The sequence below is a fragment of the Sphingomonas sp. R1 genome, assembly GCF_025960285.1.
In the GTDB taxonomy this organism is placed as follows: domain Bacteria; phylum Pseudomonadota; class Alphaproteobacteria; order Sphingomonadales; family Sphingomonadaceae; genus Sphingomonas.
Genome location: NZ_CP110111.1, coordinates 1,357,678 through 1,384,306 on the forward strand (window position 1 = coordinate 1,357,678; position 26,629 = coordinate 1,384,306).

A 26,629-nucleotide genomic window follows, 5' to 3' on the forward strand; every position below is an offset into this window, starting at 1 on the left:
AAAATTCGCGATACTGCTTCGTGATGTTTCGCCGACTGTAACGATTTCGTAATCATTCGACAGTGTGGCCGGGGCGCAACAGCATGCTTGTTCCTTTTCGGCACTGCGCGCATGGGGCGCACGCCCCTCCGCGCGAAAGGATCCTGACGATGCCCCGCCCCCTCACCATCGATTTCGTCTCGGACGTGGTCTGCCCCTGGTGCGTCATCGGCCTCCGGAGCCTGGAGACCGCACTGGCCCGCGCCGCCGACGTCGTGACCGCCGAGATCCGCTTCCACCCGTTCGAGCTCAATCCCGCGATGCCGCCGGAGGGCGAGAACATCGTTGAGCATATCGGCCGCAAATATGGCGCGACACCGGAACAGTCGGCCGCCACCCGCGCGATGATCCGCGAACGCGCCGCCGAATTCGGCTTCACGATGGCGATGACCGACGACAGCCGCATCTACAACACGTTCGATGCGCACCGGCTGCTGCACTGGGCCGGCCTGAACGGCGGTCAGCATGCGCTCAAGATGGCGCTGTTCACCGCCTATTTCACCGAGGGCCGCAATCCGGGCGACCGGGCCGTGCTGCTCGCCGCCGCCGAACAGGCCGGGCTCGACGCGGCGGCGGCGGCGCGCGTGCTGGAGGACGGACGGTACGGGCAAGAGGTTCGCGCCGAGGAGACCTTGTGGCAGTCTCGCGGAATTAACGCGGTGCCCGCGATTGTTCTGGAAGGACGCTATCTGATCTCCGGCGGGCAGCCGCCCGAGGCGTTCGAACAGGCACTCCGCCAGATCGCCGCCGACGCTGCCTGACCGACGCTTCCACGGGCCTCGTTCCGGAATCGAATTGTTTCTCCCAGAATGGGCATGCTATGGGTCGCAGGCACATTCTGGGGGACTCCTTGCTGCAATCCGCCACGTTGGATCGGGAGACGCTGCCGCCCGGCTGGGTCTCGGTCGGCAACCATCCGGCCTTCCCGGCCGCTGCGCGCCGACTGGCCGGGAATCTGCTGGCCGTGTGCGAGGCCGATCGCAAGCTGGCCGCGATCTGCAAGGATGCCGGCCATTACATGACCGCGATGTCTGCGGCCTATCTGGAATCGCAGGGCGCGCTCACGCTTTCCTCGCTGCGCCAGATTTGCGCGGGCTCGGGCCTGCTCACCGCCAATCGCGCCGCTGCGCTGATCGACTTCATGGCGCATCTCGGTTTTCTCGAGTTCGACGCTGCCGGCTATTGCCGGACCACGCCGGAGTTCCGGCAGTCCTGGAGCGGACTGCTCCACGTGGCGCTGGACGCAGCCGCGCTGGTCGATCCGTCGGTGGGCACGGTGCGCGACAGGGTGACGGACGCGACCGTCTATCGCCGCTTCCTCACCGTCCAGGCGGGACGGTTGCACGACCTCGCCCGCCTGACCGATCCGTTTCCCTCGCTGCGTGCCGCCTTCCTGCACCCGCTGGCGGGATGTTCGATCCTGCACACGCTGGTGCTGGCCTGCACCGATTCCGATTTCCGCCCGAACGACGGCGCGATCGTGTCGCTCGCCGGCCTCGCGCGGGCCTTCGGGGTATCGCAGCCGCATGTCCGCCGACTGCTCAAGCGCGCGGAGGGCAGCCATTTCCTGCTGCACCTCGGCCCCAGCCTGCGCGCCTTTGATCCGGCGGGCTTCCCCACGCTTCGCTTCCACTATGCCATGCAGGTTCATGAACTAATCGAATGCGCCCGCGCGGTGCAGGCGACGGAGGAGACCGCGCTGCGCTGGCTCCCGTCGCCCCGCCACGCAGAGGCCACGGCGCCCGCGCTCTGAGCCGTGACCGAGCGCGTTGCAGAGGCTCGGCCGCACATTCGGCAGGATCTGCTTGCCGATGCGCGCCCAAGGGTAAGAATCAGCCGGTACGTCCGTCCGCTTCGCCGCCGCTAGGCTTCGCTACCTGCCTTCCGCGTCGTCCGTCGCGCCCGCCTCGTCGGCATGCAGCGCCGCCACGTCCTCCAGCGTGGAGCCCTTGCCGGGCCACACGTTGATCAGGTCCAGCAGGGCTCTCAGGAGTTCGCCGAACAGTTCCATCATCTTGCCTCGCAGGAAATTGGAGGCAGGCCGCGATCGGCCTGGCTTCGCCGCCGGTCCGCACGGCTGCGCGTGCCCACACGGCTTATCGGCCTTCCGCCCGCCGGATCGAGATCCACCCGGATACGAGGGTCACCAGCAGCCAGACCGTGCCGAGAAGCACCGCCGCGGCCGCGCCCATCCCCTCCCAGTCGTCGGGCCGAAGGCGGAGGACGTAGAGAAGACACAGCCCAGCCAGCGGAAGCACTGCGGCCAGCAGGAGGGACAGGCCCGGCCTTGCCCGTCCCCACCGCGGTGCCTGGTATCCCAACAGGGCGGCGGCGAGGCCGAGGCCCATCAAAATCGGCATGCATGCTCCCGGCAGCATCGCCGCGTCCCGTCGCGGCGCGCAGGGTGTATGCCGCCGATCGCACCGGTGCAATCGGGGCGTGGCTCGGCGATCACACCGCCTCCAGCACCTCCGGCCCGAACCGGTCCCAGCGGCCATGCGTCCCCGCACGCCAGCAGGTAACCGCCGCCCCGCCGAGGATGACCCACAGCTTGCCGTCGGGCGCGGCCATGGCAGCGTCGGTCGCCGAGGGCAGTGGATCACCGCTGGGGTGCGAGTGCCAATAGCCGATCAGCCGGGGCCCGCCCGCGCGCTCGGCGCGCAACGCCGCGAACAGCGCCGCCGGATCGATCTCGAACCGGGTCTCGGGCGATGCGGCGATGTTCGCCGTCTGCGAAAAGGCGATGATCGCGTCATCCGCGCCGAACAGCAGGCCGCACGCCTCGCGCGGTGCGGCGACGGCCGAAGCTTTTTTCATACCGGCCAGTATAGATCTTGAAATCGTAACGCCCATGCCCATTTCCGGTAAAACATGAATCAGGGGGTTTCCATCTTAGAAGCGCGGATCGCAGACGAGGCGCATGGCTGGCGCCTCGACCGTGCGCTGACCGACGCGCTGCCAACGCTGTCGCGCGAACGCGTGAAGGCGCTGATCTCCTCCGGCGCGGTGACCGGCCCCGATGGCGCGCTCGCCCGCGATCCCGCCCGCAAGGCGGTGGGGGGCGCAGTATTCCAGGTCACCGTCCCCGATCCCAAGCCCGCGCACAACGAAGCCCAGGACATTCCGCTCAACGTGGTGTTCGAAGACGCGCATCTGATCGTGATCGACAAGCCGGCCGGCCTGGTCGTCCACCCCGCGGCGGGCAATCTCGACGGGACGCTGGTCAATGCCCTGCTCCACCACTGCGCGGGCCAGCTTTCCGGGATCGGCGGCGTGGCGCGTCCGGGGATCGTGCACCGCATCGACAAGGACACCTCGGGCCTGATGGTCGCGGCCAAGACGGATCCTGCGCATGTCGGCCTTGCCCATCAGTTCAAGGCGCACTCGATCGACCGGCGCTACCGGGCGATCGCAAGCGGCCGGGTGTTGGCTGCCTCCGGAACGGTGGATGCCCCGCTTGCGCGCTCGCCAAGCAACCGCAAGAAGATCGCGGTGTGTTCGCCGGGTCATGGCAAGCATGCTATTACCCATTGGCGCAAAATTCGTGAACTGCGCGATGCAAGTTACATAGAATGCAGGCTGGAAACGGGCCGGACGCATCAGGTGCGCGTCCACATGGCGTCGATCGGCCACCCGCTGGTCGGGGACCCTCTATATGGAAGTATGCGTTCCACCCATCGCGGACTTCTGGCAACCTTGGGTTTCCAGCGCCAGGCCTTGCATGCGGCACGTCTCGGGTTCATCCACCCGATAAATGGTAACGCTTTGGCGTTCGATAGCGAAATACCTGCAGACATGCAGGAACTGTTCAACCAGCTTATCGTATGAGTTTTGCGGCGCGCGAGTCCCGGTGGGACCGGCGCCCGAAGGAAAGGGAGAAACGATCATGGCTACCGGCAGCAACGTCCCCGCGACGATCCCGGCGCTCGGCGGCGAGGCCAGCCTCAATCGCTATCTTTCCGAGATCAAGAAATTCCCGATCCTGAGCCCGGAGCAGGAGTATATGCTCGCCAAGCGCTTTCAGGAGCATGGCGACACCGATGCCGCGGCCCAGCTGGTCACCTCGCACCTCCGCCTCGTGGCGAAGATCGCGATGGGCTATCGCGGCTACGGCCTGCCGGTGTCGGAGCTGATCTCTGAAGGCAATATTGGCCTGATGCAGGGCGTGAAGAAGTTCGAGCCGGATCGGGGCTTCCGCCTGGCCACCTATGCGATGTGGTGGATCCGCGCGTCGATCCAGGAATTCATTCTGCGCAGCTGGTCGCTCGTCAAGATGGGCACCACGGCAGCCCAGAAGAAGCTGTTCTTCAACCTGCGCCGGATGAAGGCCAAGCTCGACGCGTTCGAGGATGGCGACCTCTCGCCCGAAAACCTCGCCAAGATCGCCACCGATCTGGGGGTGACCGAGGAAGAGGTCACCTCGATGAACCGCCGGATGGCGATGGGCGGGGATACCTCGCTCAACGTGCCGATGCGCGAGGACGGCGAGAGCCAGTGGCAGGATTGGCTGGCCGATGAAGGCCCGCTGCAGGACGAGGCGGTCGCCGAAGCGCAGGAGGCCGATGTCCGCCACGACATGCTCGTCTCGGCGATGGAGGACCTCAACGAGCGCGAGAAGCACATCCTCACCGAGCGTCGCCTGACCGACGACCCCAAGACGCTCGAGGAACTGAGCCAGGTCTATGGCGTGTCGCGCGAGCGCGTCCGCCAGATCGAGGTGCGCGCTTTCGAGAAGCTGCAAAAGGCGATGATGCGTCTGGCAGGCGACCGCCGTCTGCTCGCCGCACACTGATCCGGCGCGCGGTTCCTGCCAGGTGATTGCAGGAACCGCCCCGGCTGGGGCATGGCGAGCGCGTGACTAGGAATCGCGCCCGCTCCTCCCCCCGTCCTTCCTCGCGTCGAGGCTCTTCGACCACGCAGCGAAAGCCCTGGTGGCGCCGGCTGATCGTGCTCGGGTTCCAACTCGTGTTCGGCTTCGTGCTGCTGTCGCTGCTGATGGTAACGATCTATCGCTTGGTGCCGCCGCCCATTACCTGGACGATGCTCGGCGACGTGGTCGCCGGGCACGGCGCCACCAAGGACTGGATGCCGCTGAGCCGCATCGATCCAAGCATGGCCCGCGCGGTGATCGCGGCGGAAGATGCGCGCTTCTGCCAGCATAACGGCTTCGATTTCGCAGCGATCGAGAAGGCCTATCAGCGCAACGCGCAGGGCACGCACAAGATTCGCGGCGGCTCGACGATCAGCCAGCAAACCGCCAAGAACGTGTTCCTCTGGCAGGGCGGCGGCTATTTTCGGAAAGGCCTGGAAGCCTATTTCACGGTGCTGATCGAGAATATCTGGGGCAAGCGGCGGATCATGGAGGTGTACCTCAATGTCGCCGAAACCGGCATCGGCACCTACGGCGTCAATGCCGGGGCCGAGCGCTACTTCCACCATGATGCCTCGCAGCTCTCGGACCGCGAGGCGGCGCTGATCGCCGCCGTGCTGCCGCTGCCCAAGAAGCGGGCGGCGATCGACCCGCGCGGGTTCACCCGGCGCTATGGCAACAAGATCACTGCGCGGATCAACGTCGTGGCGGGCAATGGGCTGGATCGGTGCCTGTGACCCAAACGCGCCTCTTGCGCTCCCCTCCCGAAAGCGGGAGGGGAGTTTAGCAGCGTTTACTTCGCAGCGTCTTTCGCCGCGTCGCCAACGTCTTTTGCGGCATCGCCCACGCTGCTCGCCGCGCTGGTCACCGCGTTGGTCTTGGCATTTTCGCGGGCGTTCTGGTTGAACAGATAGAATGCGCCGATCACCACCGCGATCAGCACCGCCAAGCCGATCAGCGCCATGCCGGCACCGCCGCCGCTGCGGCGCTCGATCACCGTGGTGTGGCTCGCGCGATCCGTTGCCACGCCATCTTCAACGATACGTTCCGCCATGATCGTGTCTCCTCGGTTACACTGGCGACTGCAACCGAGTAGACGAACCGATGGTTCCCTAAGCTATTGTCTCAAAACGGGAGCTTGAAGCCCGGCGGCAGCGGCAGGCCGCTGGTCATCTTGCTCATCGCTTCCGACGAGGCGGCATCGGCCTTCACTCGCGCATCGTTGAACGCGGCGACCAGCAGATCTTCCAGCATCGCCTTTTCGGCGACGTTGACCAGCGAATCGTCGATCGCGATGCCGATGATGCGGCCCTTGGCGCTCGCCGTCACCTTGACGAGTCCGCCGCCCGACACGCCCTCGACCTCGACCGTGTCGAGGCTTGCCTGCGCCTTGGTCAGTTCGGCCTGCACGTTCTGCGCCATGGCCATGATGTCTTCGAGACTCTTCATCCGTCACTCCCGGTTTTGGTCCAGCCGATCAACTCGGCATCAGGAAAAGCTTGCATCGCCGCGGCGACGATCGGCGAGGCGAGCACGGCGTCGCGCTCGGCCGCCTCGGCCGCCGCCTGCTCCTCACGCAGCGTCATCGCGGTGGCCCCGTCGACGAGGGCGATCTTCCAGTGCACGCCGGTGCTGTCCTTGAGCGCACCGCCGAGCTCGCGCACGAAATCCTGCGGCAGCGGCCGCGCTGCGCCGAAATCGATCTCGCTGCCCTCGAAGCGCACCGGTCGCATGTAATCGCGCACGAACATCGCGAGCTGAAGGCGACGATGCTCCTCCAGATGCTCGGCGAGTTGCGCGAGATTGGTCGGCAGCACCGGGCCGCTTTCCTGCACCGTCGCCGGCGCAGGCGCGGTCGGCGCGGCAGGCGCAGCAGCGGCGGGGCCGCCCGCCGGCACTGCGATGCTGCCGCTCAGGATCTGCCTGGCCAGCTCGCCCGGATCGGGGAGCTGGGCTGCATGGATCACCCGCAGCAGCGCCATCTCGGTCGCCTCGATCGGCAGGGCGGCCTTGGCGACCTCGTCATGCCCGCGCAGCAGCAGCTGCCACAGCCGGTGGAGCGCCGGGAAGGACAGCCGGCTCGCCCAGCCCTCCATCGCCTCGCGCTCCTCGAGCGACTGGCCGGAGAGCCGATGCGTGCCGAGCTTGACCAACGTCACCCCGTGCACCGTCTCCAGCAGCGCGCGGAGCACCGCCAGCGGATCGACACCGAGATCATATTGCGCCCGCAGCCCCGCCAGCGCCTTCTGCGCCTGACCTTCCACCAACGTGCCGAACAGATCGCGATTAGCGCCGCGATCGGACAGGCCGAGCATCTGGCGCACGGCTTCCGCCTTCACGCCCTCGCCTTCAAGCCCCGCATGCGCGATCGCCTGGTCGAGGATCGAGAGCCCGTCGCGCGCCGAGCCCTCTGCCGCACGCGCGACCAGCGCCAGTGCCTCGGGCTCCGCCTCGACCTGCTCGGCCGCACACACCTTGGCGAAATGCTCGGCGAGCAGCTCGGCCGAGATGCGGCGCAGGTCGAAGCGCTGGCAGCGCGACAGCACCGTCACCGGCACCTTGTTCACTTCGGTGGTGGCGAACAGGAACTTCACATGCCCCGGCGGCTCCTCCAGCGTCTTCAGAAGCGCGTTGAACGCGTTCTTCGACAGCATGTGGACTTCGTCGATGATGTAGATCTTGTAGCGCGCGGAGACCGCGGCGTAGCGCGACGCCTCGATGATCTCGCGCACGTCGTCGACGCCGGTATGGCTGGCAGCGTCCATCTCGATCACGTCGATATGGCGCCCCTCGGCGATCGCGCGGCAGGGCTCGCACACGCCGCACGGGTCGATCGTCGGACCGCCCTGCCCGTCCGGGCCGATGCAGTTGAGCGCCTTGGCGATCAGGCGGGCGGTGGAGGTCTTGCCCACCCCGCGCACGCCGGTCAGCAGGAAGGCGTGTGCCAGCCGGCCGCGACGGATCGCATTGCCGAGCGTGGTGACCATCGCATCCTGGCCGATCAGCGCGCTGAACGTCTGCGGCCGGTATTTGCGGGCGAGCACGCGATAGGCTTCGCCGCGCTGCGGCTGCGGGGGTTCGTCGAGGCCAAGCAGGGAATCGGACATCGCTGCCTATCTAGGCATCCGCACGGCATTTGTCGAAGCGCTAGCGCGCTGGCCTGTGGATAGCGATGTCGGAGGGGTGGGAGCCGGAACGACCCGGGACGAAATCGTTACGGCTGCTTCCTTCCGGACCTGACCGGGTTGGCGACGATCCCGTCCGCCCGACTCCCGCGGCGCATATGGGCGAAGCACGTCGCCGATGCAAGGGCCTGTTTGGCCTAGCGGATCAGCGCAGCAAACCGGGCGAGGATATCGCCCACGCGCATACAACCCCGGCCCGGGCGATTATGGTCTGGTCGCAAAAAAGCCTCCGAGCGACGGGATGCCGTCGGGCGGAGGCTCTCCATAGAATCCGTGGGCGTCCGTACCGGCTTCCCACTGGATTTCGTCAATCGCCTCAGCGCTCGCGGCTGAGGTCTTCCACTTCGCCCATGATCGTATCCAGCGCCGTGCGGCCGTCCTCGTTGAGCGCGGTCGAGCGACGCGAGGGCAGCTGGCCTTCCGACATCAGCGCCTCCAGTGCGACGCGGCCACGCGCGACCCGGCTCTTGATCGTGCCGACGGCGACCTGGCAGATTTCGGCCGCCTCCTCATAGGCAAAGCCACCCGCGCCGACCAGAATCAGCGCCTCGCGCTGCGGCTGCGGCAGGTGCAGCAAGGCGCGCTGCATGTCTGCCAGCTCGACATGGCGATCCTGGCTCGCCGGTGCCGCCAGCAGGCGATCGGCGACCAGGTCGTCCCATTCGCCCTTGAACCGCGCGCGGCGCATCTGGCTGAGATAGAGATTGCGCAGGATGATGAAGGTCCAGGCGCGCATATTGGTGCCCGCCTGGAACCGCTTGCGTGCGGCCCATGCCTTCAGAAGCGTCTCCTGGACGAGATCGTCCGCGAGGTCACGGCTGCCTGAAAGCGAACGGCCAAACGCACGCAGATGCGGGATTACCTGGGCAAGCTGCGTCTTGAACTCGGGGTCCGAGAGCGAAACATGTTCCACCGGCGCCGCGTTCGCGCCCGGCTCTTCATGATCCGTGTGGGTAGCTTCGGTCGTCATGCATTCCCGATCAGTTGCGCTCGCGGCGTCGTTCATTGCCAAGCTGGGGTCCAGAGGGTCGATTACAAGCTTCGTTTCTCGAAACATGCCAATCAGACCAAGAGGATAATGGCGAAAATCACGATGACCAGCAGCAGCCCGATACCCAACACATAGCGGGTAACGCCGGGCGTCGTGCCGCCACGGGCACGATCCTTGCTGACGGAGGCGGGTTCATCATGCTCAGCCATGACGGTTAAACACATGAGGACCGTTTTGGGTCCGTACCGGGTGGAACCCGCCTCATTTTACCTTCACGCCGGGATCGTCGCCTCATCGAAGAACAGCGCCTGGCTGATCGTCGCCTTTACCGTTTCGCGCTGGAACGGCTTGGTGATCAGGAAGGTCGGCTCGGGGCGTTCGCCGGTAAGCAGTCGCTCCGGGAAGGCAGTGATGAAGATCACCGGCACCGCGAATTCGGCGAGGATGTCCTTCACCGCGTCGATGCCCGAGCTGTCGTCGGCGAGCTGGATGTCCGCCAGCACCAGACCGGGGCGATCTTCCATTGCCAGCGCGACGGCTTCGTCGCGCGTGACGGCGACACCGGTGACGTCATGGCCGAGGTCGCGAACGATCTGCTCGAGATCCATCGCGATCAGCGGCTCGTCCTCGATGATCATCACGCGGGTACGCGTCTGGCGCTCGATCTCGCTTACCGCCTCGGCCACCAGTTCGGCAACACGATCCGCCGGCTCGCCGATCAGAAAGGCAGCGTCCTCGGGCGGAAAACCTTCCACCGTCGTCAGCAGAAGCGCCTGGCGCGACAGCGGCGTCAGCCGCGCGAGCCGCTTGCGCGCGATCGATTCGGCGTCCGTGCCCTGCTCGACTGCGTCGATGCTGTCGTCCCACTGGCTCGACTGCCAGATCACCTGGAAGGTGCGATACAGGCCGAGACGGGCATCCACGTCTCGCGGGAACTGGTCCGGCGCTTCGACGATCGCTTCCAGTGCGGCACGGACATAGCGATCGCCTTCGGCCTGATTGCCGGTGAGCGCACGGGCATAGCGCCGCAGGAGCGGAAGGTGCGGCGCGAGTTGCTGACCAAGCGACATGAGCTGTGTATTCTCCATCAGGTTCGGGGGCCTTTCTCGCCCCCGACGGGCCGTAATTCAATTGATTCCGTCACCCGAAGGAGCCCCTCCCCGGATTTCGCATCGAACGTGGAACAATCGAGGTGATCTTTGGTTTCATCGGTCGGACTGCGTGAATGGCTGCCGCGACGCCGGGTGCTTGCACTCGGCGTCGTTCGCGGTATTCGCGGTAGCGGTCACATTGTTCACTCGGTCCGGCTCGTCCGGACGATCCGGACCCTCAGGGGGGAATTGGTGCACTCCGCTAACAATAATCAGGGCAAGCAGCCGCCGGCAAAGGGTAGTGGCCAGACGCCAGCTCCCAGCGCCGATGTCGGCGATGCATTGCGCCGCGCATATGACGACACGCTGAACGAGTCCGTGCCGGATGATCTGCTCGACCTCTTGAAGAAGCTGGATTAAACACCGCCGGACATGAACGGCCTGGATTCCCAACCCCGCGGCCGAGGCTTCTCGGCGGCGCTGGGGCGATTGCCCACCGGCGCGAAAGTATTCCTTATCCTGGTCGGCGCGCTGCTGCCGCTGGCACTGATTGCGCTGTTCACCACGCTGCAGACCACCCGCAGCGCTGACGACGAAGCGCGCGAGCGGCTGACGGTTACCGCGCAGGAGAGCGCGGGCAATCTCGAAAACCTGCTGGCGAACCATGTCGCGCAGCTGGGCGACGCGCTGGCGGCGCTGGCCCGCAATCCCGACGATGCCCCCAGCTGCACTCGGCTCGCCGGCACCTATGCGGGGCAGGCCCCCGCCCATTTCGTGGTACGCGATGGCCGCGGGCGCGTGCTGTGCGGCAGCGCCTTCGAACAGGCCGATCTACTGGCAGCCGAGCGCGGCGGGCTCGCGGCGCGGATCGTGCCGGGCGGGCTGGTGCTGCGCCTCGGCGGCGAGGCCGGCAGCGCGGCGATCGCCTATTATCCGCGCGACCTGCTGGCCGGGCTGGCACGCCCCAGCGGCTTCGTGCCCGAATATGGCGCGGCGCTGATCGGCCATGGCGATCGGCTGACGCTGCGCGCGCTCAAGGAGAGCGGCCCGCTGGATCGCGGCAAGAGCCTGCGCAGCAACCTTGGCGTGGACGATCTCGCGCTCGAAACCACCATGCCGGGGGCGCCGATCACGTCACCGCTGGTGATCGCCACCGTGCTGCTGGTGCTGATGTGGATCGCCGCGGCCGGCATCGGCTGGTTCGTCGTCAACATTCTGCTGATCCGCCCGCTTCGCCGCCTGCGCAGCAGCGTCGCGCATTATCGCCCGGGCGACGTGATCGATACCGAGCGCCTTGGTCCGATCCCAGCCCAGGAAATTCGCGAACTCGGCGATACCTTCAGCGAGATCAGCCGCACCGTGCAGGCGCACGAAGCCGATCTGGCCAAGGGGCTGGTGCAGCAGACCAAGCTCACCCGCGAAGTGCATCACCGGGTGAAGAACAATCTGCAGGTGATCTCCAGCCTGATCAACTTCCATGCCCGCGCCGCCAAGGGGCAGGAGGCCGCCGACGCCTATGCCTCGATCCAGCGGCGGGTGGACGCGCTCGCCGTGGTGCATCGTCACCATTATGCCGAGATGGAGGAAAACCGCGGCCTGGAACTGCGCGCGGTGATCGGCGAGCTTGCCGCCAATCTGCGTGCGACGGCGCCCGCCCAGGCAAAGGGCGTCGGTATCACGCTGGAGGTGGAGGCGCTGCTGGTGACACAGGACGTCGCCATCGCCGTTTCGTTCCTGCTCACCGAAATCGTCGAACTCGCCATCGCCTGCAACGACGCGGCGCAGATCCGCATCTCGATCAAGGCGCCCGACGGCGCCGAGCGGGCGGTGCTGCGCGTCTCCTCGCCTGCCCTGATCAGCAATCCCACCTTCGAACTGCTGGTCGAGAAGCGCTATGGTCGTGTGCTGCAGGGCCTTGCCCGGCAGCTGCGCGCCCAGCTGCATCATGATCCGCTCGTCGGCGCCTATGAAACCAGCATCGCGATCAACGGACGCCCATAAAATTTGCGGGCATGCGGGAACCCGCTTCCACGACCGACGTTTTCATCTTCGGATAGCGACCTTTTGCCCCCCCGCTCTCGCTATCCACGACATGGGCCCGGAAGCGTCTACCCCCTCCCCCCCCCGGTGGCGCTTCCGGGCCTACATCCCCCCAGACCATCGTAATCTTCACTGCACCGCAGCCGCACCCCGGCGCGCGACCGGAACGATTCGGGCAGCACGGCATTGAACCACCGTCCCGAAATCGGGGAAAATCTGGAGATGTTCGATGCGTAAACTCATCGCCTGTGCCGCTCTTGCCGGCACCCTGCTGATCGCTGCCTGCAACACCGTGGAAGGCGCCGGCAAGGACGTGGCCTCGGCCGGCGACACGGTCGCCAACGCGGCTGCCAAGTCGAAGTAAGAATTTCAGCGCGCCCCTGCCGCGACCTCGCGGCGGGGGCGTCGCTTATTCGGCGGTATGCGCCTCGCCGTCTGCCGCCGCCGTGCGTTCCCGCCGGCGTCGCGTGAAATAGATCGCGACCAGCGACAGGAAGTACAGGCCCACCAGCGGGCCCGCGAGCAGCAGCTGCGATCCCACGTCCGGCGGCGTCAGCACCGCGGCAATCGCCACCGACGCAACGATCGCGTAGCGCCACGCGCCCTTCAGCTGCTCATAGGTGACGATGCCGGCATGTTCGAGCAGCATCAGCAGCACCGGCAGCAGGAACGAGATCCCGAAGCCGAAGATGAACTGCATGATGAACTTGAGGTAGCTGTTGACGTCTGGCAGCGCTTCCTGCTGCACGCCGCCGAGGTTGCCCTGGAAGCCGAGCAGGAATTTCAGCGCCACCGGAATGGCGACGAAATAGGCCATCGCCGCCCCTGCGGTGAACAGCACCGGCGTTGCGAGCAGAAAAGGCAGCAGCGCCTGCTTCTCGCGCCGGTAGAGGCCGGGGGCGACAAACTGCCACAGCTGGTTGGCGATCACCGGAAAGGCGATCATCAGGCCCGCGAAGAAGGCGACCTTCACCTCGACGAGGAAGCCGCCGAAGATCTCGGTGTTGATGATCTTCACCTGACCCGCGGTCTTGAGCGGGGCAACCAGGAAGCCGAGAATGCCGCGCGCGAAATAGAGCGAGCCGCCGAACGCGACGAGCAGCGATACGATCGACCAGATCAGCCGCCGCCGCAGCTCGATCAGATGATCGAGCAAGGGAGCCTGGGTATCGTCGATCTCGGTCACGGCTGCACTTCGCTGGAAGGAGGTACGGGGCTTGCGGGCGGTACGGCACCGGTGGCCGGCACGGCCTTGGCCTCGGTTGCCGCCGGCTTGGCTGCGGAAACCTCCACCGGCGCGGGATCGGCATGGATATCCGGCTTGGGCGTCATCACCGGGGCGTCGTCGCCGTGGAGCGTCGGGTCCTGAGGCTGATGCTCGATCGCCGCGGGCACAGCATGCGCCTCGGGCGCCGCGAGCGGCTGCGGCGGATATTGCCGCATGATCCGCTCATTCTCCGCCGCCCACTGCTTCTCCAGCTCGGCAAGCTCCGCCTCGCGCACCATCGAATCGAGGCCGGAGCGGAACTGGCGGGCGACGCCGCGCGCCTTCCCCACCCATTTGCCGACGAAATGCATGGCCCGCGGCAGATCCTTCGGGCCGATGAACACCAGGGCTACGATGGCCACGAGCAGAAACTCGCTGGGCGCGATATCGAACATTCTTTCGGCGTATCCACTCGCATGGCATGCGCCGGTGTACCCGGCACGCTGCGATCAACATCCGGGCGCCCGACGGCCGGGCGCCCCGGCAGCGCTCAGCGCTGCTCCTCGCGGGCGCGTTCGGCGTCCGGGGTATAGCCCGTCTCCGGCGCGGCCTTGCCTTCCAGGCGGGTCGGCGGCGTCGGCGTGCTGTCGTCCTCGGCCATGCCCTTCTTGAAGCTCTTGATGCCCTTGGCGACGTCGCCCATCATGTTGGAGAAACGGCCACCGCCCAGCAGCAGGATGGCGATGATGCCGACGACCAGCCAGTGCATCAGGCTGAAGCTACCCATGAGAATTCTCCTTGATATCCGGACCTATCTAAGGCCCGCGGCCCCCAACGGCAACGGTTGATCACCCAACGCTGGCGTACACAGCGCCGAATGGAAGAGGACGGCCTTATTCGTCGTCCGTGACAGTTTCGCGTTCGCTCGCCGCCTCGGCCGCATCCAGCTGTTCCAGCGCGAGATCGACGGGATCGAGCAGCCCCGCTGCCTTCAGGTCCTCGATACCCGGCAGGTCGCGCCGGCTGGCGAGCCCGAAATGGCTGAGGAAGCCGGGCGTGGTCGCATACATCAGCGGCCGGCCCGGCACCTCGCGGCGGCCCGCCGGGCGCACCCAGCCCGCCTCCATCAGCACGTCGATCGTGCCCTTGGAGATCTGCACGCCGCGGATCGCCTCGATCTCGGCGCGGGTGACCGGCTCGTGATAGGCGATGATCGCCAGCGTCTCGATGCCCGCGCGGCTGAGCTTACGGCTGTCCTCGCGGTCGCGGCGAAGCAGATGGGCGAGATCGGCGGCGGTCTGGAAATGCCAGCGATCGCCGCGGCGGACCAGTTCGATGCCGCGCCCGGCATAGAAACCGCCCAGCGCCGCGAGGGCGGCGCGCACGTCCACCTCGGGCCCGACATAGGCGCGGATATCCTCCACGCCGAGCGGCCCCTCGGCGGCGAACAGCACGGCCTCCACCGCCCGCACCGGATCGCCGGCATCGATCATTGCGGGATCGCCTTGAGGTAGAGCGGCGCAAATGGTGCCGCCTGCCGGATCTCCAGCCGCCCCTGCCGCGCCAGCTCGAGTGCCGCGACAAAGGACGAGGCGAGCGCGGAGCGGCGATAGCGATCGCTCGCACCGTCGGGCAGAAAACTCTCGATTACCGTCCAGTCGATCCGGGTGCCGAGCTGGGTGGAAAGGCGCTCCAGCGCCGCCTCCAGCGTCATCACGTCACGGTGCGCCACGACGTGCATCACCGGCCGCGTCCGCGCGCTGATGCGGCCATAGGCAGCGATCAGGTCGAAGATCTCGACTTCCCACTTGGCCTGGCGCTCGACGCGCAGCCCTTCGGGCGCGCCGCGCGGGAAGACGTCGCGCCCCATCCGGTCGCGCGCGACCAGCCGCGCGCCCGCCTCACGCATCGCGCTCAGCCGTTCCAGGCGGAGTTGCAGGCGGAGCGCCAGCTCCTCGGGGCTCGGGCTCTCGGCCGGGTTGCGCGGGAGCAGCAGCGCGGACTTCAGATACGCGAGCCACGCCGCCATGACGAGATAGTCGGCGGCAAGCTCCAGCCGCAGTTCGCGCGCGGCATGGACATAGGCGAGATACTGCTCGACCAGTTCGAGGATCGAGATCTGGCGCAGATCGACCTTCTGCGTGCGCGCAAGCGCGAGCAGCAGGTCGAGCGGGCCTTCCCAGCCCTCCACCTCGATCTTCAGGATGTCGTCGCCCCCGTCCACCGGCCGGTCATAGGGGGCGGTACGAGGCGCGGCAACAATTAGCCCCTCCTCCTTGGGGGCGGGCTACCGCATAGGACGCCAAAGGTCGGCGGGCATCTCGAAAACCATCGTCATTCCCGCGAAGGCGGGAATCCATTGGCCAGTGCGCTGGGGAAAGAACCTCGGATGCACCGCCAATCGATCCCCGCCTTCGCGGGGATGACGACGTCTTTTGGCTATATGCGATAGCCCTGCCCGTCCAAGGAGGAGCGGCTAGAAAGGGTCATACCCCCAGCAGTGCATCCCGCTTCGCCAGCAGCTCGGCCAGCGGCACGTCCTCCGCCGCGCCGACCGACCCCATCGCCCGCGCCAGCCGCTCCAGACACGGCGCTGGCGCATCGCCAATCCGCCCGGCAATATCCACCATCTCCGGCATCCGCGCCCAGCAATCGAGCACCACGTCGCAGCCCGCCGCGAGCGCGCGCTCGGCCTTCTCCCCGGCGGTGCCGGAGAGCGCCTTCATGTCGATATCGTCGGTGAACAGCAGCCCGTCGAACCCGATCCGCCCCCGGATGATCTCGCGGATCACCGTCGGCGAAAGGGTCGCGGGCAGTTCGGAATCCCAGGCCTCATAGACGATATGCGCGGTCATCCCCATGGGGGCGGCCGCCAGTCGCTGGAACGGCAGCAGGTCCGCTTCGAGTTCCTCGGCGCTGGCCGTCACCCGCGGAAGTTCGAGATGGCTGTCGACCATGGCCCGGCCATGCCCCGGCATATGTTTGATCACACCGACCACGCCGCCGCGCCGCAACCCGTCGAGCAGTGCCCGCCCCAGCGCCGCCACCCGCATCGGGTCGCGCCCGAACGCGCGGTCGCCGATCGCGGGGGTGCCGCCTTCCACCGCCACATCGAGCATCGGCGCAAGGTCCACATTCACCCCCGCCTCGCGCAGGATCGCGGCTAGCGCGTGGCCGTTCGCCCGCGCCGCCTCGATCGCGGAGATCGGCGCGCGCTCGTACAGCGCATCGAATGCCGCACCCGCCGGAAAGGCCGGCCACACCGGCGGCTGCATCCGGGCGACGCGGCCGCCTTCCTGGTCGATCGTGATCGGCAGGTCGTCGCGCCCGTGCAAGCTACGCAGATCCTCGGTAAGCGCCCGCATCTGGGCGGGGCTTTCGCAATTGCGCTTGAACAGGATATAGCCGAGCGGCTCGGCGTCGCGGAAAAAGGCGCGTTCGTCGTCGGTGAGCGAAAGGCCGGACAGGCCGAAGATCACGGGCTTCATGGGCGCAGGCCTAGCCGATTGCGCCCTGCCCGCAACCCCCTTCAATTCGCGACGAAGCAGTTCTCGCCGGCCACCTTGAGCTTGCCGCAGATCTCGCGCGCCTGGTCATTGCTGCCGGCATTCACCCGCAGCCGATAGACGGTCTTGCCGTCCGCGGTGGCGAAGGGGATCACCAGCTTGCCGAGCGGCGCGAGATAGGCGAACCGCTTCGACATCCGCGCCCAGGCCGCGTTGGCCACCCCTTCGCTGGGGAAGGCACCGAGCTGCACCAGCGCGCCCGATCCCTCGCCAGTGGGCGCCGTCACCGTCTTGGGCATCGGCGTCGCGCGGATCAGCGTCGGCGCGGGCAGCGCGATGGTGGCACTGCTGCTCGCCTTGGGGGCATTGGCCGGGTTCTTCTGCGGCTTCTGGCCTTCCACCGGCGCCTCGGGCAGCGCGCCGACATTGATGCCCGCCTCGCTCGGCCCGCCCTGGCTGGTGCGGAAGACGATGTCTCCCTCTCCATCCACGCGCATGCCGCCCGGCTGGTCCGGCCGCACCTTGTACGGTTCGGCCGGCGCCGCGATCAGCGCGCCATTGCCGTCGCGCGACGCCTGATGCCGCAGCCAGTAATAGAGCCCGCCGGCCAGGCCGAGCACGAGCAGCGCGGCAAAGACATAGACGAACACCCGGCCCTGCCGGGGTTCCTCATAGGCCTCTTCCACGGTCTCCAGCCAGGGGAGCCGCTCGCTGTCATCATACCGGCCGGCCATCGGGATCACATCTCCTCGACCGCCTCCACGCCCATCAGCGCGAGGCCGTTGCGGATGACCTGCTGGATCGAGCGGCCCAGGAACAGCCGCGCGCGGGTGAGCGCCGGCTGCTCCACGATCAGGAAACGCCGATCGGCAGAGTCATTGCCCATGTTGTAGAGGGCGTGGAACTCCGCCGCGAGATCATAGAGATAGAAGGCGATCCGGTGCGGTTCGCGCGCGCTCGCCGCGGCTTCCACCACGCGCGGGAACTGCGCGGCGAGCTTGGCCACCGTCAGCTCGCGGCCGTCGAGCAGCGACAGGTCCGCCGCCTCGTCCAGGCTGATACCTGCCTCGGCCGCGCGACGATGCACCGATGCCACGCGGGCATGGGCATATTGCACGTAGAAAACGGGGTTTTCCTTGGACGTTTCCAGCACCTTGGCGAAGTCGAAGTCCATCTGGGCATCGGCCTTGCGGGTGAGCATGGTGAAGCGCACCACGTCCTTGCCCACTTCGCGCACCACGTCCGCAAGGGTCACGAAATTGCCCGCGCGCTTGGACATCTTCACCGGCTCGCCGGCGCGCAGCAGGCGGACCATCTGGACGAGCTTGACGTCGAAGCGGGTCTCGCCGCCGGTCAGCGCCTGCACCGCCGCGACGATCCGCTTGACCGTGCCGGCATGGTCGGCGCCCCAGATGTCGATCAGCTGGTCGGCAGACTGCGCCTTCTGGAAGTGATAGGCGAGATCGGCGCCGAAGTACGTCCACTGGCCGTTCGACTTCTTGATCGGGCGATCCTGGTCATCGCCGAACTGTGTCGAGCGGAACAGCGGCAGCTCCACCGGCTCCCAATCCTCGGGCGTCTCGCCCTTGGGGGCCTCGAGCACGCCGTCATAGACGAGGCCGCGCTCGCGCAGCCATGCCTCGGCCTGTTCGGGCTTGCCGGCGGCCTGCAGCTCGGCCTCGGACGAGAACAGGTCGTGATGGATGCCGAGCAGCGCCAGATCGTCCTTGATCATGACGAGCATCGCCGCGACCGCGGTCTTGCGGAACAGCGCCAGCCATTCGCTCTCGGGCGCGTCGACGTACTTGTCGCCGAACTCGGCGGCGAGCTGCTGGCCGACCGGCTTCAGATAGTCGCCCGGATAGAGCCCCTCGGGGATCTCGATCGTCTCACCCAGTGCCTCGCGGTAGCGCAGATGGGCCGAGCGGGCGAGCACGTCGACCTGGCCGCCCGCGTCGTTGACATAATATTCGCGGATGACCTTGTGGCCGACATATTCGAGCAGGCTCGCCAGCGCATCGCCCACCACCGCGCCGCGGCAATGGCCCATGTGCATCGGGCCCGTCGGGTTGGCCGAGACATATTCGACGTTGACCGTCGTCCCCGCGCCCAGCGACAAGCGGCCATAGTCGGCGCCCGCGCGCAGGATCTCGGCGACTTCGCCGCGCCAGCTGTCCGCCTGGAGCGTCAGGTTGATGAAGCCGGGGCCGGCGACCGACACGGCGGCGACCTCGTCCAGCTTCTCCAGCTCGGCGACCAGCTTCTCGGCGAGCGCGCGCGGATTGGTGCCGGCGGGCTTGGCGAGCACCATCGCGGCATTGGTGGCGAGATCGCCATGGCTCGGATCGCGCGGCGGCTCGACCGTGATCGCACGTCGCTCCAGCCCCGCAGGCAGATCGCCGGCGAGGACGAGCGCATCCAGGGCCAGATTCAGATGCGCGGCGAAACGAGCATAAAGCGTCATTGAGCAATCCAATGGGGAATGGGAGCAGCGGCTGTAGCGCAGTGGCGCGGCGCCGTCATCCCTATTGGGATTCGCGATGAAGGAGGAGCGACACAACGTCCAGCTACGCCCCCTTTCCGCAGATCAGATGCCTCCACAGGACAGTTCAGACCGGCCCTCCGGACGCTGCCTAGTTTCGAAGCTCTTGCTGACGCCAAAGACGAGACGGCAACTGGAATGGCGCATCCTTTGATAAACCACCTAACAGATTTAACTTGTTTCTAATATAACTTACACATTGATATCCCGAATCGATCGATTGACTTAACCTGCGGAACGAGGGGGCATTCCATATGAAGCATAAATTCACGGTTTTCATTGACGAAAGCGGAGACAGCGGAATCGGGGTGGTTCGGTCAGGAGAAAAGCCAAGGGCGCCTCACCTTATATGACTATGGGCGCCGCTCTAATCTTAAACGAAACCTTCGACGAAGTAAGAGAAACCTTGGAGCAGGTCCGAGCGGAAATCGGCAAAAGAACCTTCACTGCTCCAATCTTGACCATTTTCAAAAGTTACATTTTATACGAAGGCTATCAAAGCACAAGAAGAGACTCTTTGGCGTTATCTCTTATAAGAAGACGTTAGGTGGATACAAGGACGCCATAGACGATAATCATAAGTTGTATTATAATAAATGCGCACAGTATCTTCTAGAACGAGTCGGCTCATTTATGAAGGAAAATGACATTCCTTCCAATAATCTTAATATTGTGTTCGAAGAAGGAAACTTCGACTACGATAAACTTCGTGGACTCCTGTACACGTGCCAGCGAAATCCAAAGCACCCAAACACTGCATTACTATCTCACATCGAAGTAGAAAACATCTCTGTCAAAGCTAAACCGGAAGAACCCCTACTTCAAATGGCAGACCTTGTCGCGCACGCCCTTTACAAATGCGTAGACAAACAAGATAAAAATCATTTCATATCCGAACCCCGTTATCTTCGCGAGCTCTCACCAAGATTTTTCGGAGATCCAAAAACGCGGTCCGTCGCGGGGGCGGGCCTATACCTAGTTCATAAGATAGATGATCTTGATCTAGACCCGGAAGTTAAAGAAGTGATCCTTGCAATGCTAGCAGAGCCGCGCAGTAATTCACCCGTGGCGGGCTGATTACAGCCACCCCTCACAGCATTCCAACGGTGGTAGCGCCCTGCCCGACAATCAACTATGGCATCAGGCGATGAGCAGGGCGCCACGCGTCCTAAGAAAATTCTTACGCTACCCCCGCACCAACCCCTCCATCCCCGCCGCCGTTGTCATCGCCGGGAACAGCGCCTTCGCCGTCCCCGCTGGCGCCAGCCCGAAATGCCGCGAGACCGCGCTCGCGATCAGCACGTCGAGCGCCGTCGTGGGCTTGAGGTCGCGCCCCTCGTACAGCGCCGCGTCGCCCAGCCCCGGCCAGGCGGCCTGCACCCGGCCGCCCTGCACCGCGCCGCCGAGCAGCATCGCGACCGAGCCGGTGCCGTGATCGGTGCCCCCGGTGCCGTTGGCCTTCACCGTCCGGCCGAACTCGGTCGCCACCACCACCAGCGTATTGTCCCAATGCGGCCCCAGCCCGGTCTTGAGCGCAGCGACCATCGCGTCGAGGCCCTTGAGCTGCCCGCCCAGCCGTCCGCGCTGGCCCGAATGCGTGTCCCAGCCGCCGGTCTCGATCATCGCGATCCGCGCGCCGCCGGGGGCGGAGAGCAGCTTGGCCGCCAGCGTGCCGGTGTCCGCGGCGCGTCTGCCCCCGTCGCTGCCGAGGTCGCCGGTGAGCATCCGCGTCGCCATCGCCTCCTGCCAGAGCGGGTGGAGTTGGCGGTCGCCTTCGTACATCGCGGTCACCCGCGCGAGCAGGTCGTCCGACGCGTCGGGCAGCGAGGACGGCGCATAGCTCGCCACCTCGACGCTGCCGCGCAGCGCCATCGGGACCGCGGCGGCGAGCGCGATCGCCTTGTCGCCTTCGGGCAGCAGGCGGAGCAGCCGGTTCATCCAGCCGTCCTTGAGCTGATAGGCCGAGACGCCGCCGGTCTCGAGCACGTTCTGCCCGTCGAAATGCGAGCGGTCGCGATAGGGCGAGGCAACGGCGTGGACGAACAGCGCCTGCTTTGCCTGATAGAGTCCAGCCAAGTTCGCCATCGCCGGGTGCAGCGCGAACATGTCGTCCAGCCTGGGCGCGCTGGCGAAATCGGCGGCGAGGTCGCCGCGCGCGCCGGCATAGGCGGGGTCGCCCACCGGGGCGACGATGCCGAGCCCATCGGCCGCGCCGCGCTGGATGATGAAGACGAAGCGGCGCTCGGTCGGCGCGGCGGCAAAGGCCAGGCGCGCGCCCAGCGGCGAGACCAGCAGCGCGGTCGCGCCGGCGGTGAGCAGGTGACGACGATGGAGCATCATGGCGCTTATCTCCGCAGGAACTCGGGCGCGACCAGCAGGAGCGCGACCCCCTGGCTGTTGCTTTCCGCCCGCGCGATCGACTGGGCGGTGCCGGGGCTGAGCGCCTCCGGGAACATCTCGGCGGCGCGCGCGCGCGGGTCGATCTGATCGCGGGTGCGCTGGGCGATCCGCTCGGCGGCCTCCACCCGGCGCAGTACCGCATCGGGCGCGGCCCAGGCGCCGGTGACGTCGTCCCAGCCGGCGGGCGAGCCCGGCTTCCACACCGGCTGGCCGAGCTGGTACATCAGCCCCGGCACCGCATTGGGCTGGAGCTGCTGGGTGCCGACGGCCCGCATGGCGGAGATCGACCATTCCCAGGGCGGCTTGAACTTGACCGGGGCAGGCGCCCAGCATTCCGGCGCGGCAATCAACGCGCGATAGACGCTCGGCAGGTGGCCACCGGTCTTGACGAAAATGGACTCCAGTCGCGCGACCAGTTTGGGCGGGGGATCGTCGCCGGCGAAGTGGCGGGCGAGCTTGGTAGCGATGTGTTTCGCGGTCGCGGGATGGACGGCGAGATATTCGAGCACCGCGGCGGCCTGCGCCTCCCCCTCCTGATGCCATTGCTTGCCGAGGATCGTGCGCGCGCCCGGCTCGTGCATCGGCTCGGCGAAGACGAAGTCGCCCGGGCGGCCGGTGGCGCCGGTGAACCTGGCGACCGGCCCGCGCCCGAAGCCGGCCACCGTCCAGCCGGTCATCGCGCGGGCGAACTCGGTCACATCCGTCTGGCTGTAACCGGAGCGCACACCAAGGGTGTGCAACTCCATGATCTCGCGAGCGAGATTCTCGTTGAGGCCGAGTCCGCGGCGGACATTGGGCCGACTGGCTGCCCGCACCGCCAGCGGGCTGTTCGGCTACCGACACCGCCTGGTCGAGGAACAGCAGCATCGCCGGGTGCCGCTCCACCGCGAACAGCATGTCGCGGAAGCTGCCCATCACATGCGGGCGGATCGCCTCGAATTCGAACGCGCCGGCGAGGTTGGTCACCTCCATCTTGTCGCCCGAGACGGCGAAATGATTGGCCCAGAAATGCACCAGTCGCTCGGCGAAAGGCGCGGGCGACTGGATCGCGGCGAGCGCGCGGGCGGTGACCGCGGCATTGTACAGCGCGCGGCTCTGCTGGCCGAACTGCTTGCGAAAGGCCTCCGTCGGGTCGTCCGCGGCCTGCACCACCGGCGGCTGGGCGACCATCGGCGCCATCGCGCCCGCGGGTCTTGCCGGCATCGCGGGCGGCGGCACGGCGGCGGTCGGCGCACCGGGCGCACCTGCTGCCTTCTTCAGCTGGGCCAGCCGCTCGCGATAGTCGACGAACTGGGCGACGAGCGTGCCGCTGGCCGGCTGGTTCGCCAGCGCCGCGGGCACCGCCTCGAAAAGGCGAAGTTGCGCGTCCAGCCAGCCGCGGGGGTCTGCGCCGGGATCGTCACCCGGGCGGGCGCCCAGGCCGAAGCGGTTCAATGCGATACTCTTGTCCGCCATCCGCGATACCTCCGCTGACTGCAGGAGGGTCTACGCGCCGAGTGTCGCAGAAGTTTGCCAGCCGCAACGGTTCGTCGCATCGCCGTTCGGCTCGTCCCACCGCGCAACAGTTGCAAATGCTGCAATCATGACCCCCGTCCTTTGCGGTTGTCGAATCTGCTGCAGCGCAACATTTTGTCTATCAAGAACATAGGAAGGATGCCGATCTGGCTCTTTTCGATCCACGAAGGAGAAAGATCGTGACCCGTTTCACCAGCGCACTTGCCGCTACCCTGTTCGCCGCCGCTCCGGCTTTCGCCGGTGACAACGCTGCCACCCGCAGCTTCACCCGCGACGGCGTGACCTATGTCTACACGTCGACCCCCAAGGGTGACGCGCAGGTTCTCGAAGGCGTTGCCAAGCCGGGCAACCAGAAGTTCCGCCTCGTCGTCCGCAACGGCTGGGTCGACGGCAACGCCGCCGGCACGCGCGTTTCGTTCCGCGTTCCCAAGGCAACCAAGGTGCAGGTCGCGTCGCGCTGAGCGACGCCGCACAGGCTCCCTGTAAAACGAAGTACCCCGCGGCCGCCTGGGCGACCGCGGGGTTTTCCGTTCTGGGGGGACGGAAATGAAATCCTAGTCGGGGGCGCCGACGCTGCTGCCGCTGCCCTGACGCGATGCCTCGGCCGGAGCCTTGCGGGTCGGGAGATGCTGGTGCTTGCCGGCCTGATGGTGCGCCTGCGCTGCCTCGGCCTTGTGGCCCTTCACACGCCACGCGACGACATGGCTCTTGCCGGCGGGCATCCAGACCCGCTCATGCGTCTCGTGGAGCGACTGGGCAGCCGCCGGGGCGGCGAGCAGGGTCGCGGACAACAGCGCGATGGTTGCAAGCTTCACGGTGGCGATCCTCTCATTTGCGGGCGTGGTACCCACGACCTCGGAGATACGCCCGAGGTTTTTCGGTCGCCTTGCGTGGCTGTAACGAAAGATGTCCCGCCCGGGAGAAACGGCGGCCAGCAACATTTTCTTACAGTCGCGCCAAGAAGCGGCAATGCTGCGCCGCAAGAATGGGCGCAGGCAAGACAGGACGATCCATCGAGAATCGTCCGCCGCGCCGACGCAGGCTGGAACTTTCACTCGCTACCGAGAGGGAATGTTCCATGAAGATTCGTCTTGCCGCCGCAGCCCTGCTCGGCCTGTCCTCCCCGGCATTCGCCCAGGAGACGGATGCGCCCCCGCCGGTCACGGTGTCGGGCAGCGTCGCCCTTGTTTCCGACTATCGTTTCCGCGGCGTCTCGCAGACCGACAAGCAGATGGCCGTCCAGGGCGGCCTCACTGCCACGCACGAAAGCGGGCTCTATGCCTCGCTCTGGGGGTCGAATCTCGCCGGCTGGGGCACGTTCGGCGGTGCCAACATGGAGCTGGACGTGGTCGGCGGCTACAAGCTGCCCATCGGCAAGGGTGCGGCGCTCGATGTGGGCGTCACCTGGTACATGTATCCGGGCGGCGCCTCCAAGACCGACTTTGCCGAGCCCTATGTGAAGCTGAGCGGCACGATCGGCCCGGTCTCGGCGCTGGCCGGCGTCGCCTATGCTCCACCGCAGGAAGCGCTGGGCAACTGGAGCAACACGCCGGAGAGCAAGGCGGGCGACAAGAAGCACAACCTCTATCTGTGGGGCGATGTCAGCACCGCGGTGCCGAGCACGCCGATCACGCTCAAGGCGCATCTCGGCTATTCGGACGGCAACCCGGGCCTCGGCCCCAACGGCACCAGCGTCGCTCCCACGGGAAGCTATGCCGACTGGCTGCTCGGCGCGGACCTTGCCCTCGGCAAGGTGATACTGGGCGTCGCCTATGTCGACACCAGCATTACCAAGCGCGACAGCGCCTATCTGCTGCCGAATTTCTCGAGCACCAAGGACGGCTCGAGCATTTCGGGCAGCCAGGTGGTGTTCTCGCTCAGCGCCGCGTTCTGAAATCGCAGTCCTCCCTCGCAAGGGGGGGGGCCGCGCGCAGCGTGACACAGGGTGTCCCGGCCGGGATGGAGCCACCAGCCTGGCGGGACATTCTTCCACCACCGCCTTGCGCGGTGGTCCCCCCTCCCCGCTCCGGGGGAGGAAATAGGGTCAGAACCCCTCGGGCAGATCGATCGTGCCGCAGTGCTCCCGGTACCGGGCGATGGCGTAGCGATCGGTCATGCCGGCGATGAAGTCGGCGATGTGGCGGCTGCGCCACGGCTCCTCGGGAGGAAGCGCGCCCTGCCATTCCGGCGGCATCCGCGTCGGATCGTCGACATAGGCGGCGAACAGCCCTGCCACCACCTGCCGTGCCGAGGCCGCCGCCGCAAGCTGGCTCGGATGGTGGTAGAGATTGGCGTACATGAACCGCTTGAGGCCCCGCTCGGCATCGCGCATCGCGGGCGAGAAGCCGGCCAGGCACCGCCCCGCCTGCCGCACCTCCTCGGCCGTCGTCACCCCGGAGTCCGCAATCCTTGCCCGCGTTTCCGCGATGAAGTCGTTGACCATCGATCCGATCTGCGAGCGGATCAGTTCGCCGGTCAGCCGCTTGGCCCCCACGCCCGGGAACCGCGCCTCCACATCGCGCCAGGCGGACGCGATCATCGGGACGTCCATGATCTGGTCGAGCGTCAGCAGCCCGGCGCGCAGGCCATCGTCGATATCGTGATTGTCATAGGCAATGTCGTCGGCGATCGCGGCGACCTGCGCTTCGAGCGAGGGCCAGCTGTCCAGCTCCAGCGGAAATTCCGCATCGGCGGCAGCGAGCGCCCATTGCGGCTCGTGGATCGGACCGTTGTGCTTGGCGAGGCCCTCCAGCGTGTCCCAGGTGAGATTCAGCCCGTTCCACGACGGATAGGGGCTGTCGAGCAGGGTCAGCGTGCGGAGCGTATGGCCGTTGTGATCGAAGCCGCCCTTGCCCGCCAGCGCCGCCTCGAGCGCATCCTCGCCGGCATGGCCGAACGGCGGGTGGCCGATATCGTGCGCAAGGCACAGCGCCTCGGTAAGATCCTCGTTGAGCCCCAGCGCGCGCGCAATGGCCCGCCCGATCTGCGCGACTTCCAGGCTGTGGGTCAGCCGAACCCGGAAATGGTCGCCATCGGGCGCCAGGAACACCTGCGTCTTGTGGCGCAGGCGGCGGAAACTGATCGAATGGATGATGCGATCGCGGTCGCGCTGAAAGGCGTCGCGCGGGCCGCGGGCGCCCCCGCCGGCTTCGGGGTGCAGGCGCCCGCGCGTGTCGCCGGGCATACAGGCCCAGGAAGAAAGCTGTTTCACGCGCCCGCCCCTAGCCGAGCCCCGATCCCTTG

32 protein-coding genes, 1 other RNA gene and 1 pseudogene are annotated in these 26,629 nt (G+C 66.7%); 11 read left to right on the forward strand and 23 right to left on the reverse strand.

Going from position 1 to position 26,629, the window contains the following annotated elements; translation table 11 throughout:
- Positions 1–149 precede the first annotated feature (149 nt).
- Complete coding sequence (locus tag OIM94_RS06540; protein ID WP_264609275.1) at positions 150–800, forward strand: DsbA family oxidoreductase; 651 nt, start codon at positions 150–152, stop codon at positions 798–800.
- An 89-nt stretch (positions 801–889) separates the two neighbouring features.
- Complete coding sequence (locus OIM94_RS06545) at positions 890–1,792, forward strand: hypothetical protein (RefSeq protein ID WP_264609276.1); 903 nt, start codon at positions 890–892, stop codon at positions 1,790–1,792.
- A 120-nt stretch (positions 1,793–1,912) separates the two neighbouring features.
- On the opposite strand, the gene OIM94_RS06550 is transcribed toward OIM94_RS06545, so the two are convergent.
- The 3 genes from OIM94_RS06550 to OIM94_RS06560 all read right to left on the reverse strand — a co-directional run bounded on the left by OIM94_RS06550 (position 1,913) and on the right by OIM94_RS06560 (position 2,856).
- Entirely contained in the window at positions 1,913–2,053 is a 141-nt protein-coding gene (locus OIM94_RS06550; protein ID WP_264609277.1) for a hypothetical protein, read from the reverse strand.
- An 82-nt stretch (positions 2,054–2,135) separates the two neighbouring features.
- On the reverse strand, positions 2,136–2,399 hold the full coding sequence (locus OIM94_RS06555) for a hypothetical protein (protein ID WP_264609278.1): 264 nt from the start codon (positions 2,397–2,399) through the stop codon (positions 2,136–2,138).
- Between the two features lie 91 nt (positions 2,400–2,490).
- Positions 2,491–2,856 (reverse strand): M67 family metallopeptidase, encoded by a 366-nt coding sequence (locus OIM94_RS06560; protein ID WP_264609279.1) that lies wholly within the window; start codon positions 2,854–2,856, stop codon positions 2,491–2,493.
- Between the two features lie 54 nt (positions 2,857–2,910).
- On the opposite strand from OIM94_RS06560, the gene OIM94_RS06565 reads away from it, so the two are divergent.
- The 3 genes from OIM94_RS06565 to mtgA all read left to right on the forward strand — a co-directional run bounded on the left by OIM94_RS06565 (position 2,911) and on the right by mtgA (position 5,646).
- Positions 2,911–3,867: an RluA family pseudouridine synthase gene (locus tag OIM94_RS06565; protein ID WP_264609280.1), complete on the forward strand. Its 957-nt coding sequence runs from the start codon at positions 2,911–2,913 to the stop codon at positions 3,865–3,867.
- Between the two features lie 58 nt (positions 3,868–3,925).
- A complete protein-coding gene (gene rpoH, locus OIM94_RS06570; RefSeq protein WP_264609281.1) occupies positions 3,926–4,831 on the forward strand; it encodes an RNA polymerase sigma factor RpoH in 906 nt (301 codons plus the stop codon).
- 203 nt (positions 4,832–5,034) lie between these two features.
- The gene (gene mtgA, locus OIM94_RS06575) at positions 5,035–5,646 is read left to right on the forward strand and encodes a monofunctional biosynthetic peptidoglycan transglycosylase (protein ID WP_264609847.1); all 612 of its coding nucleotides are present in this window, start codon (positions 5,035–5,037) and stop codon (positions 5,644–5,646) included.
- A 56-nt stretch (positions 5,647–5,702) separates the two neighbouring features.
- On the opposite strand, the gene OIM94_RS06580 is transcribed toward mtgA, so the two are convergent.
- From OIM94_RS06580 to OIM94_RS06610, 7 genes are all read right to left on the reverse strand, one after another.
- The gene (locus tag OIM94_RS06580; RefSeq protein ID WP_264609282.1) at positions 5,703–5,963 is read right to left on the reverse strand and encodes a hypothetical protein; all 261 of its coding nucleotides are present in this window, start codon (positions 5,961–5,963) and stop codon (positions 5,703–5,705) included.
- A gap of 71 nt (positions 5,964–6,034) precedes the next feature.
- Entirely contained in the window at positions 6,035–6,358 is a 324-nt protein-coding gene (locus OIM94_RS06585) for a YbaB/EbfC family nucleoid-associated protein (protein ID WP_264609283.1), read from the reverse strand.
- A complete protein-coding gene (locus tag OIM94_RS06590) occupies positions 6,355–8,016 on the reverse strand; it encodes a DNA polymerase III subunit gamma/tau (protein WP_264609284.1) in 1,662 nt (553 codons plus the stop codon). Before OIM94_RS06590 ends, OIM94_RS06585 begins: the two co-directional genes overlap by 4 nt.
- 72 nt (positions 8,017–8,088) lie before the next feature.
- An RNA gene (gene ffs / locus OIM94_RS06595) (signal recognition particle sRNA small type) lies at positions 8,089–8,186 on the reverse strand.
- A gap of 224 nt (positions 8,187–8,410) precedes the next feature.
- Entirely contained in the window at positions 8,411–9,064 is a 654-nt protein-coding gene (locus OIM94_RS06600) for a sigma-70 family RNA polymerase sigma factor (RefSeq protein ID WP_264609285.1), read from the reverse strand.
- 92 nt (positions 9,065–9,156) lie between these two features.
- On the reverse strand, positions 9,157–9,294 hold the full coding sequence (locus OIM94_RS06605) for a hypothetical protein (protein WP_264609286.1): 138 nt from the start codon (positions 9,292–9,294) through the stop codon (positions 9,157–9,159).
- 63 nt (positions 9,295–9,357) lie between these two features.
- Complete coding sequence (locus OIM94_RS06610; protein ID WP_264609848.1) at positions 9,358–10,155, reverse strand: response regulator; 798 nt, start codon at positions 10,153–10,155, stop codon at positions 9,358–9,360.
- Between the two features lie 273 nt (positions 10,156–10,428).
- Between OIM94_RS06610 and OIM94_RS06615 the strand changes: the two genes are divergently transcribed.
- From OIM94_RS06615 to OIM94_RS06625, 3 genes are all read left to right on the forward strand, one after another.
- Positions 10,429–10,596: a NepR family anti-sigma factor gene (locus OIM94_RS06615; protein WP_264609287.1), complete on the forward strand. Its 168-nt coding sequence runs from the start codon at positions 10,429–10,431 to the stop codon at positions 10,594–10,596.
- Positions 10,597–10,608: 12 nt separating this feature from the next.
- Positions 10,609–12,177: a sensor histidine kinase gene (locus tag OIM94_RS06620; protein ID WP_264609288.1), complete on the forward strand. Its 1,569-nt coding sequence runs from the start codon at positions 10,609–10,611 to the stop codon at positions 12,175–12,177.
- A 268-nt stretch (positions 12,178–12,445) separates the two neighbouring features.
- The gene (locus tag OIM94_RS06625) at positions 12,446–12,580 is read left to right on the forward strand and encodes an entericidin A/B family lipoprotein (RefSeq protein ID WP_264609289.1); all 135 of its coding nucleotides are present in this window, start codon (positions 12,446–12,448) and stop codon (positions 12,578–12,580) included.
- Positions 12,581–12,625: 45 nt separating this feature from the next.
- Here the strand turns inward: OIM94_RS06625 and tatC are convergent, their stop codons facing one another.
- The 8 genes from tatC to argS all read right to left on the reverse strand — a co-directional run bounded on the left by tatC (position 12,626) and on the right by argS (position 19,393).
- Positions 12,626–13,402: a twin-arginine translocase subunit TatC gene (gene tatC / locus OIM94_RS06630; RefSeq protein WP_264609290.1), complete on the reverse strand. Its 777-nt coding sequence runs from the start codon at positions 13,400–13,402 to the stop codon at positions 12,626–12,628.
- A complete protein-coding gene (gene tatB, locus OIM94_RS06635; RefSeq protein WP_264609291.1) occupies positions 13,399–13,878 on the reverse strand; it encodes a Sec-independent protein translocase protein TatB in 480 nt (159 codons plus the stop codon). Before tatB ends, tatC begins: the two co-directional genes overlap by 4 nt.
- Positions 13,879–13,973: 95 nt before the next feature.
- Entirely contained in the window at positions 13,974–14,210 is a 237-nt protein-coding gene (locus OIM94_RS06640) for a twin-arginine translocase TatA/TatE family subunit (RefSeq protein WP_264609292.1), read from the reverse strand.
- Between the two features lie 106 nt (positions 14,211–14,316).
- Entirely contained in the window at positions 14,317–14,916 is a 600-nt protein-coding gene (gene scpB / locus OIM94_RS06645; protein WP_264609293.1) for an SMC-Scp complex subunit ScpB, read from the reverse strand.
- On the reverse strand, positions 14,913–15,647 hold the full coding sequence (locus OIM94_RS06650) for a segregation and condensation protein A (RefSeq protein WP_264609294.1): 735 nt from the start codon (positions 15,645–15,647) through the stop codon (positions 14,913–14,915). Before OIM94_RS06650 ends, scpB begins: the two co-directional genes overlap by 4 nt.
- 262 nt (positions 15,648–15,909) lie before the next feature.
- A complete protein-coding gene (gene nagZ, locus OIM94_RS06655; RefSeq protein WP_264609295.1) occupies positions 15,910–16,911 on the reverse strand; it encodes a beta-N-acetylhexosaminidase in 1,002 nt (333 codons plus the stop codon).
- Positions 16,912–16,952: 41 nt separating this feature from the next.
- A complete protein-coding gene (locus tag OIM94_RS06660) occupies positions 16,953–17,663 on the reverse strand; it encodes an SPOR domain-containing protein (RefSeq protein WP_264609296.1) in 711 nt (236 codons plus the stop codon).
- Positions 17,664–17,668: 5 nt separating this feature from the next.
- Entirely contained in the window at positions 17,669–19,393 is a 1,725-nt protein-coding gene (argS, locus tag OIM94_RS06665) for an arginine--tRNA ligase (protein WP_264609297.1), read from the reverse strand.
- Positions 19,394–19,750: 357 nt separating this feature from the next.
- Between argS and OIM94_RS06670 the strand changes: the two genes are divergently transcribed.
- Complete coding sequence (locus OIM94_RS06670) at positions 19,751–20,548, forward strand: DUF3800 domain-containing protein (protein ID WP_264609298.1); 798 nt, start codon at positions 19,751–19,753, stop codon at positions 20,546–20,548.
- Between the two features lie 108 nt (positions 20,549–20,656).
- On the opposite strand, the gene OIM94_RS06675 is transcribed toward OIM94_RS06670, so the two are convergent.
- The 3 genes and pseudogenes from OIM94_RS06675 to OIM94_RS20155 all read right to left on the reverse strand — a co-directional run.
- Complete coding sequence (locus tag OIM94_RS06675) at positions 20,657–21,808, reverse strand: DUF1501 domain-containing protein (protein ID WP_413716394.1); 1,152 nt, start codon at positions 21,806–21,808, stop codon at positions 20,657–20,659.
- A gap of 8 nt (positions 21,809–21,816) precedes the next feature.
- On the reverse strand, positions 21,817–22,686 hold the full coding sequence (locus OIM94_RS20150) for a DUF1800 domain-containing protein (RefSeq protein WP_319801153.1): 870 nt from the start codon (positions 22,684–22,686) through the stop codon (positions 21,817–21,819).
- A gap of 67 nt (positions 22,687–22,753) precedes the next feature.
- Positions 22,754–23,326: pseudogene (locus OIM94_RS20155) on the reverse strand (DUF1800 family protein); the annotation flags it as partial.
- A 239-nt stretch (positions 23,327–23,565) separates the two neighbouring features.
- Here OIM94_RS20155 and OIM94_RS06685 point away from each other — a divergent pair.
- Entirely contained in the window at positions 23,566–23,847 is a 282-nt protein-coding gene (locus tag OIM94_RS06685; RefSeq protein WP_264609300.1) for a hypothetical protein, read from the forward strand.
- Positions 23,848–23,940: 93 nt separating this feature from the next.
- On the opposite strand, the gene OIM94_RS06690 is transcribed toward OIM94_RS06685, so the two are convergent.
- Positions 23,941–24,201, reverse strand: a complete 261-nt coding sequence (locus tag OIM94_RS06690; RefSeq protein ID WP_264609301.1) for a hypothetical protein — start codon at positions 24,199–24,201, stop codon at positions 23,941–23,943.
- Positions 24,202–24,464: 263 nt separating this feature from the next.
- On the opposite strand from OIM94_RS06690, the gene OIM94_RS06695 reads away from it, so the two are divergent.
- Positions 24,465–25,280: a TorF family putative porin gene (locus OIM94_RS06695; RefSeq protein WP_264609302.1), complete on the forward strand. Its 816-nt coding sequence runs from the start codon at positions 24,465–24,467 to the stop codon at positions 25,278–25,280.
- A gap of 150 nt (positions 25,281–25,430) precedes the next feature.
- Here OIM94_RS06695 and OIM94_RS06700 read toward each other — a convergent pair whose 3' ends face one another.
- The gene (locus OIM94_RS06700) at positions 25,431–26,570 is read right to left on the reverse strand and encodes a deoxyguanosinetriphosphate triphosphohydrolase (protein ID WP_264609849.1); all 1,140 of its coding nucleotides are present in this window, start codon (positions 26,568–26,570) and stop codon (positions 25,431–25,433) included.
- Positions 26,571–26,629: the final 59 nt, after the last annotated feature.

Excerpts from the sequence above, each read along its gene's own strand:
- rpoH (WP_264609281.1), top strand. The coding sequence starts at position 3,926 with ATGGCTACCGGCAGCAACGTCCCCGCGACGATCCCGGCGCTCGGCGGC.
- OIM94_RS06540 (WP_264609275.1), top strand. The coding sequence starts at position 150 with ATGCCCCGCCCCCTCACCATCGATTTCGTCTCGGACGTGGTCTGCCCC.
- OIM94_RS06695 (WP_264609302.1), top strand. The coding sequence starts at position 24,465 with ATGAAGATTCGTCTTGCCGCCGCAGCCCTGCTCGGCCTGTCCTCCCCG.
- OIM94_RS06700 (WP_264609849.1), bottom strand. The coding sequence starts at position 26,570 with ATGCCCGGCGACACGCGCGGGCGCCTGCACCCCGAAGCCGGCGGGGGC.
- OIM94_RS06555 (WP_264609278.1), bottom strand. The coding sequence starts at position 2,399 with ATGCCGATTTTGATGGGCCTCGGCCTCGCCGCCGCCCTGTTGGGATAC.
- OIM94_RS06675 (WP_413716394.1), bottom strand. The coding sequence starts at position 21,808 with ATGCTCCATCGTCGTCACCTGCTCACCGCCGGCGCGACCGCGCTGCTG.
- OIM94_RS06550 (WP_264609277.1), bottom strand. The coding sequence starts at position 2,053 with ATGATGGAACTGTTCGGCGAACTCCTGAGAGCCCTGCTGGACCTGATC.
- OIM94_RS06610 (WP_264609848.1), bottom strand. The coding sequence starts at position 10,155 with ATGTCGCTTGGTCAGCAACTCGCGCCGCACCTTCCGCTCCTGCGGCGC.
- mtgA (WP_264609847.1), top strand. The coding sequence starts at position 5,035 with ATGGTAACGATCTATCGCTTGGTGCCGCCGCCCATTACCTGGACGATG.
- argS (WP_264609297.1), bottom strand. The coding sequence starts at position 19,393 with ATGACGCTTTATGCTCGTTTCGCCGCGCATCTGAATCTGGCCCTGGAT.
- OIM94_RS06590 (WP_264609284.1), bottom strand. The coding sequence starts at position 8,016 with ATGTCCGATTCCCTGCTTGGCCTCGACGAACCCCCGCAGCCGCAGCGC.
- OIM94_RS06560 (WP_264609279.1), bottom strand. The coding sequence starts at position 2,856 with ATGAAAAAAGCTTCGGCCGTCGCCGCACCGCGCGAGGCGTGCGGCCTG.
- OIM94_RS06580 (WP_264609282.1), bottom strand. The coding sequence starts at position 5,963 with ATGGCGGAACGTATCGTTGAAGATGGCGTGGCAACGGATCGCGCGAGC.
- tatB (WP_264609291.1), bottom strand. The coding sequence starts at position 13,878 with ATGTTCGATATCGCGCCCAGCGAGTTTCTGCTCGTGGCCATCGTAGCC.
- OIM94_RS06640 (WP_264609292.1), bottom strand. The coding sequence starts at position 14,210 with ATGGGTAGCTTCAGCCTGATGCACTGGCTGGTCGTCGGCATCATCGCC.
- OIM94_RS06600 (WP_264609285.1), bottom strand. The coding sequence starts at position 9,064 with ATGACGACCGAAGCTACCCACACGGATCATGAAGAGCCGGGCGCGAAC.
- OIM94_RS06585 (WP_264609283.1), bottom strand. The coding sequence starts at position 6,358 with ATGAAGAGTCTCGAAGACATCATGGCCATGGCGCAGAACGTGCAGGCC.
- nagZ (WP_264609295.1), bottom strand. The coding sequence starts at position 16,911 with ATGAAGCCCGTGATCTTCGGCCTGTCCGGCCTTTCGCTCACCGACGAC.
- scpB (WP_264609293.1), bottom strand. The coding sequence starts at position 14,916 with ATGATCGATGCCGGCGATCCGGTGCGGGCGGTGGAGGCCGTGCTGTTC.
- OIM94_RS06605 (WP_264609286.1), bottom strand. The coding sequence starts at position 9,294 with ATGGCTGAGCATGATGAACCCGCCTCCGTCAGCAAGGATCGTGCCCGT.
- OIM94_RS06620 (WP_264609288.1), top strand. The coding sequence starts at position 10,609 with ATGAACGGCCTGGATTCCCAACCCCGCGGCCGAGGCTTCTCGGCGGCG.
- OIM94_RS06660 (WP_264609296.1), bottom strand. The coding sequence starts at position 17,663 with ATGGCCGGCCGGTATGATGACAGCGAGCGGCTCCCCTGGCTGGAGACC.
- OIM94_RS06565 (WP_264609280.1), top strand. The coding sequence starts at position 2,911 with ATGAATCAGGGGGTTTCCATCTTAGAAGCGCGGATCGCAGACGAGGCG.
- OIM94_RS06625 (WP_264609289.1), top strand. The coding sequence starts at position 12,446 with ATGCGTAAACTCATCGCCTGTGCCGCTCTTGCCGGCACCCTGCTGATC.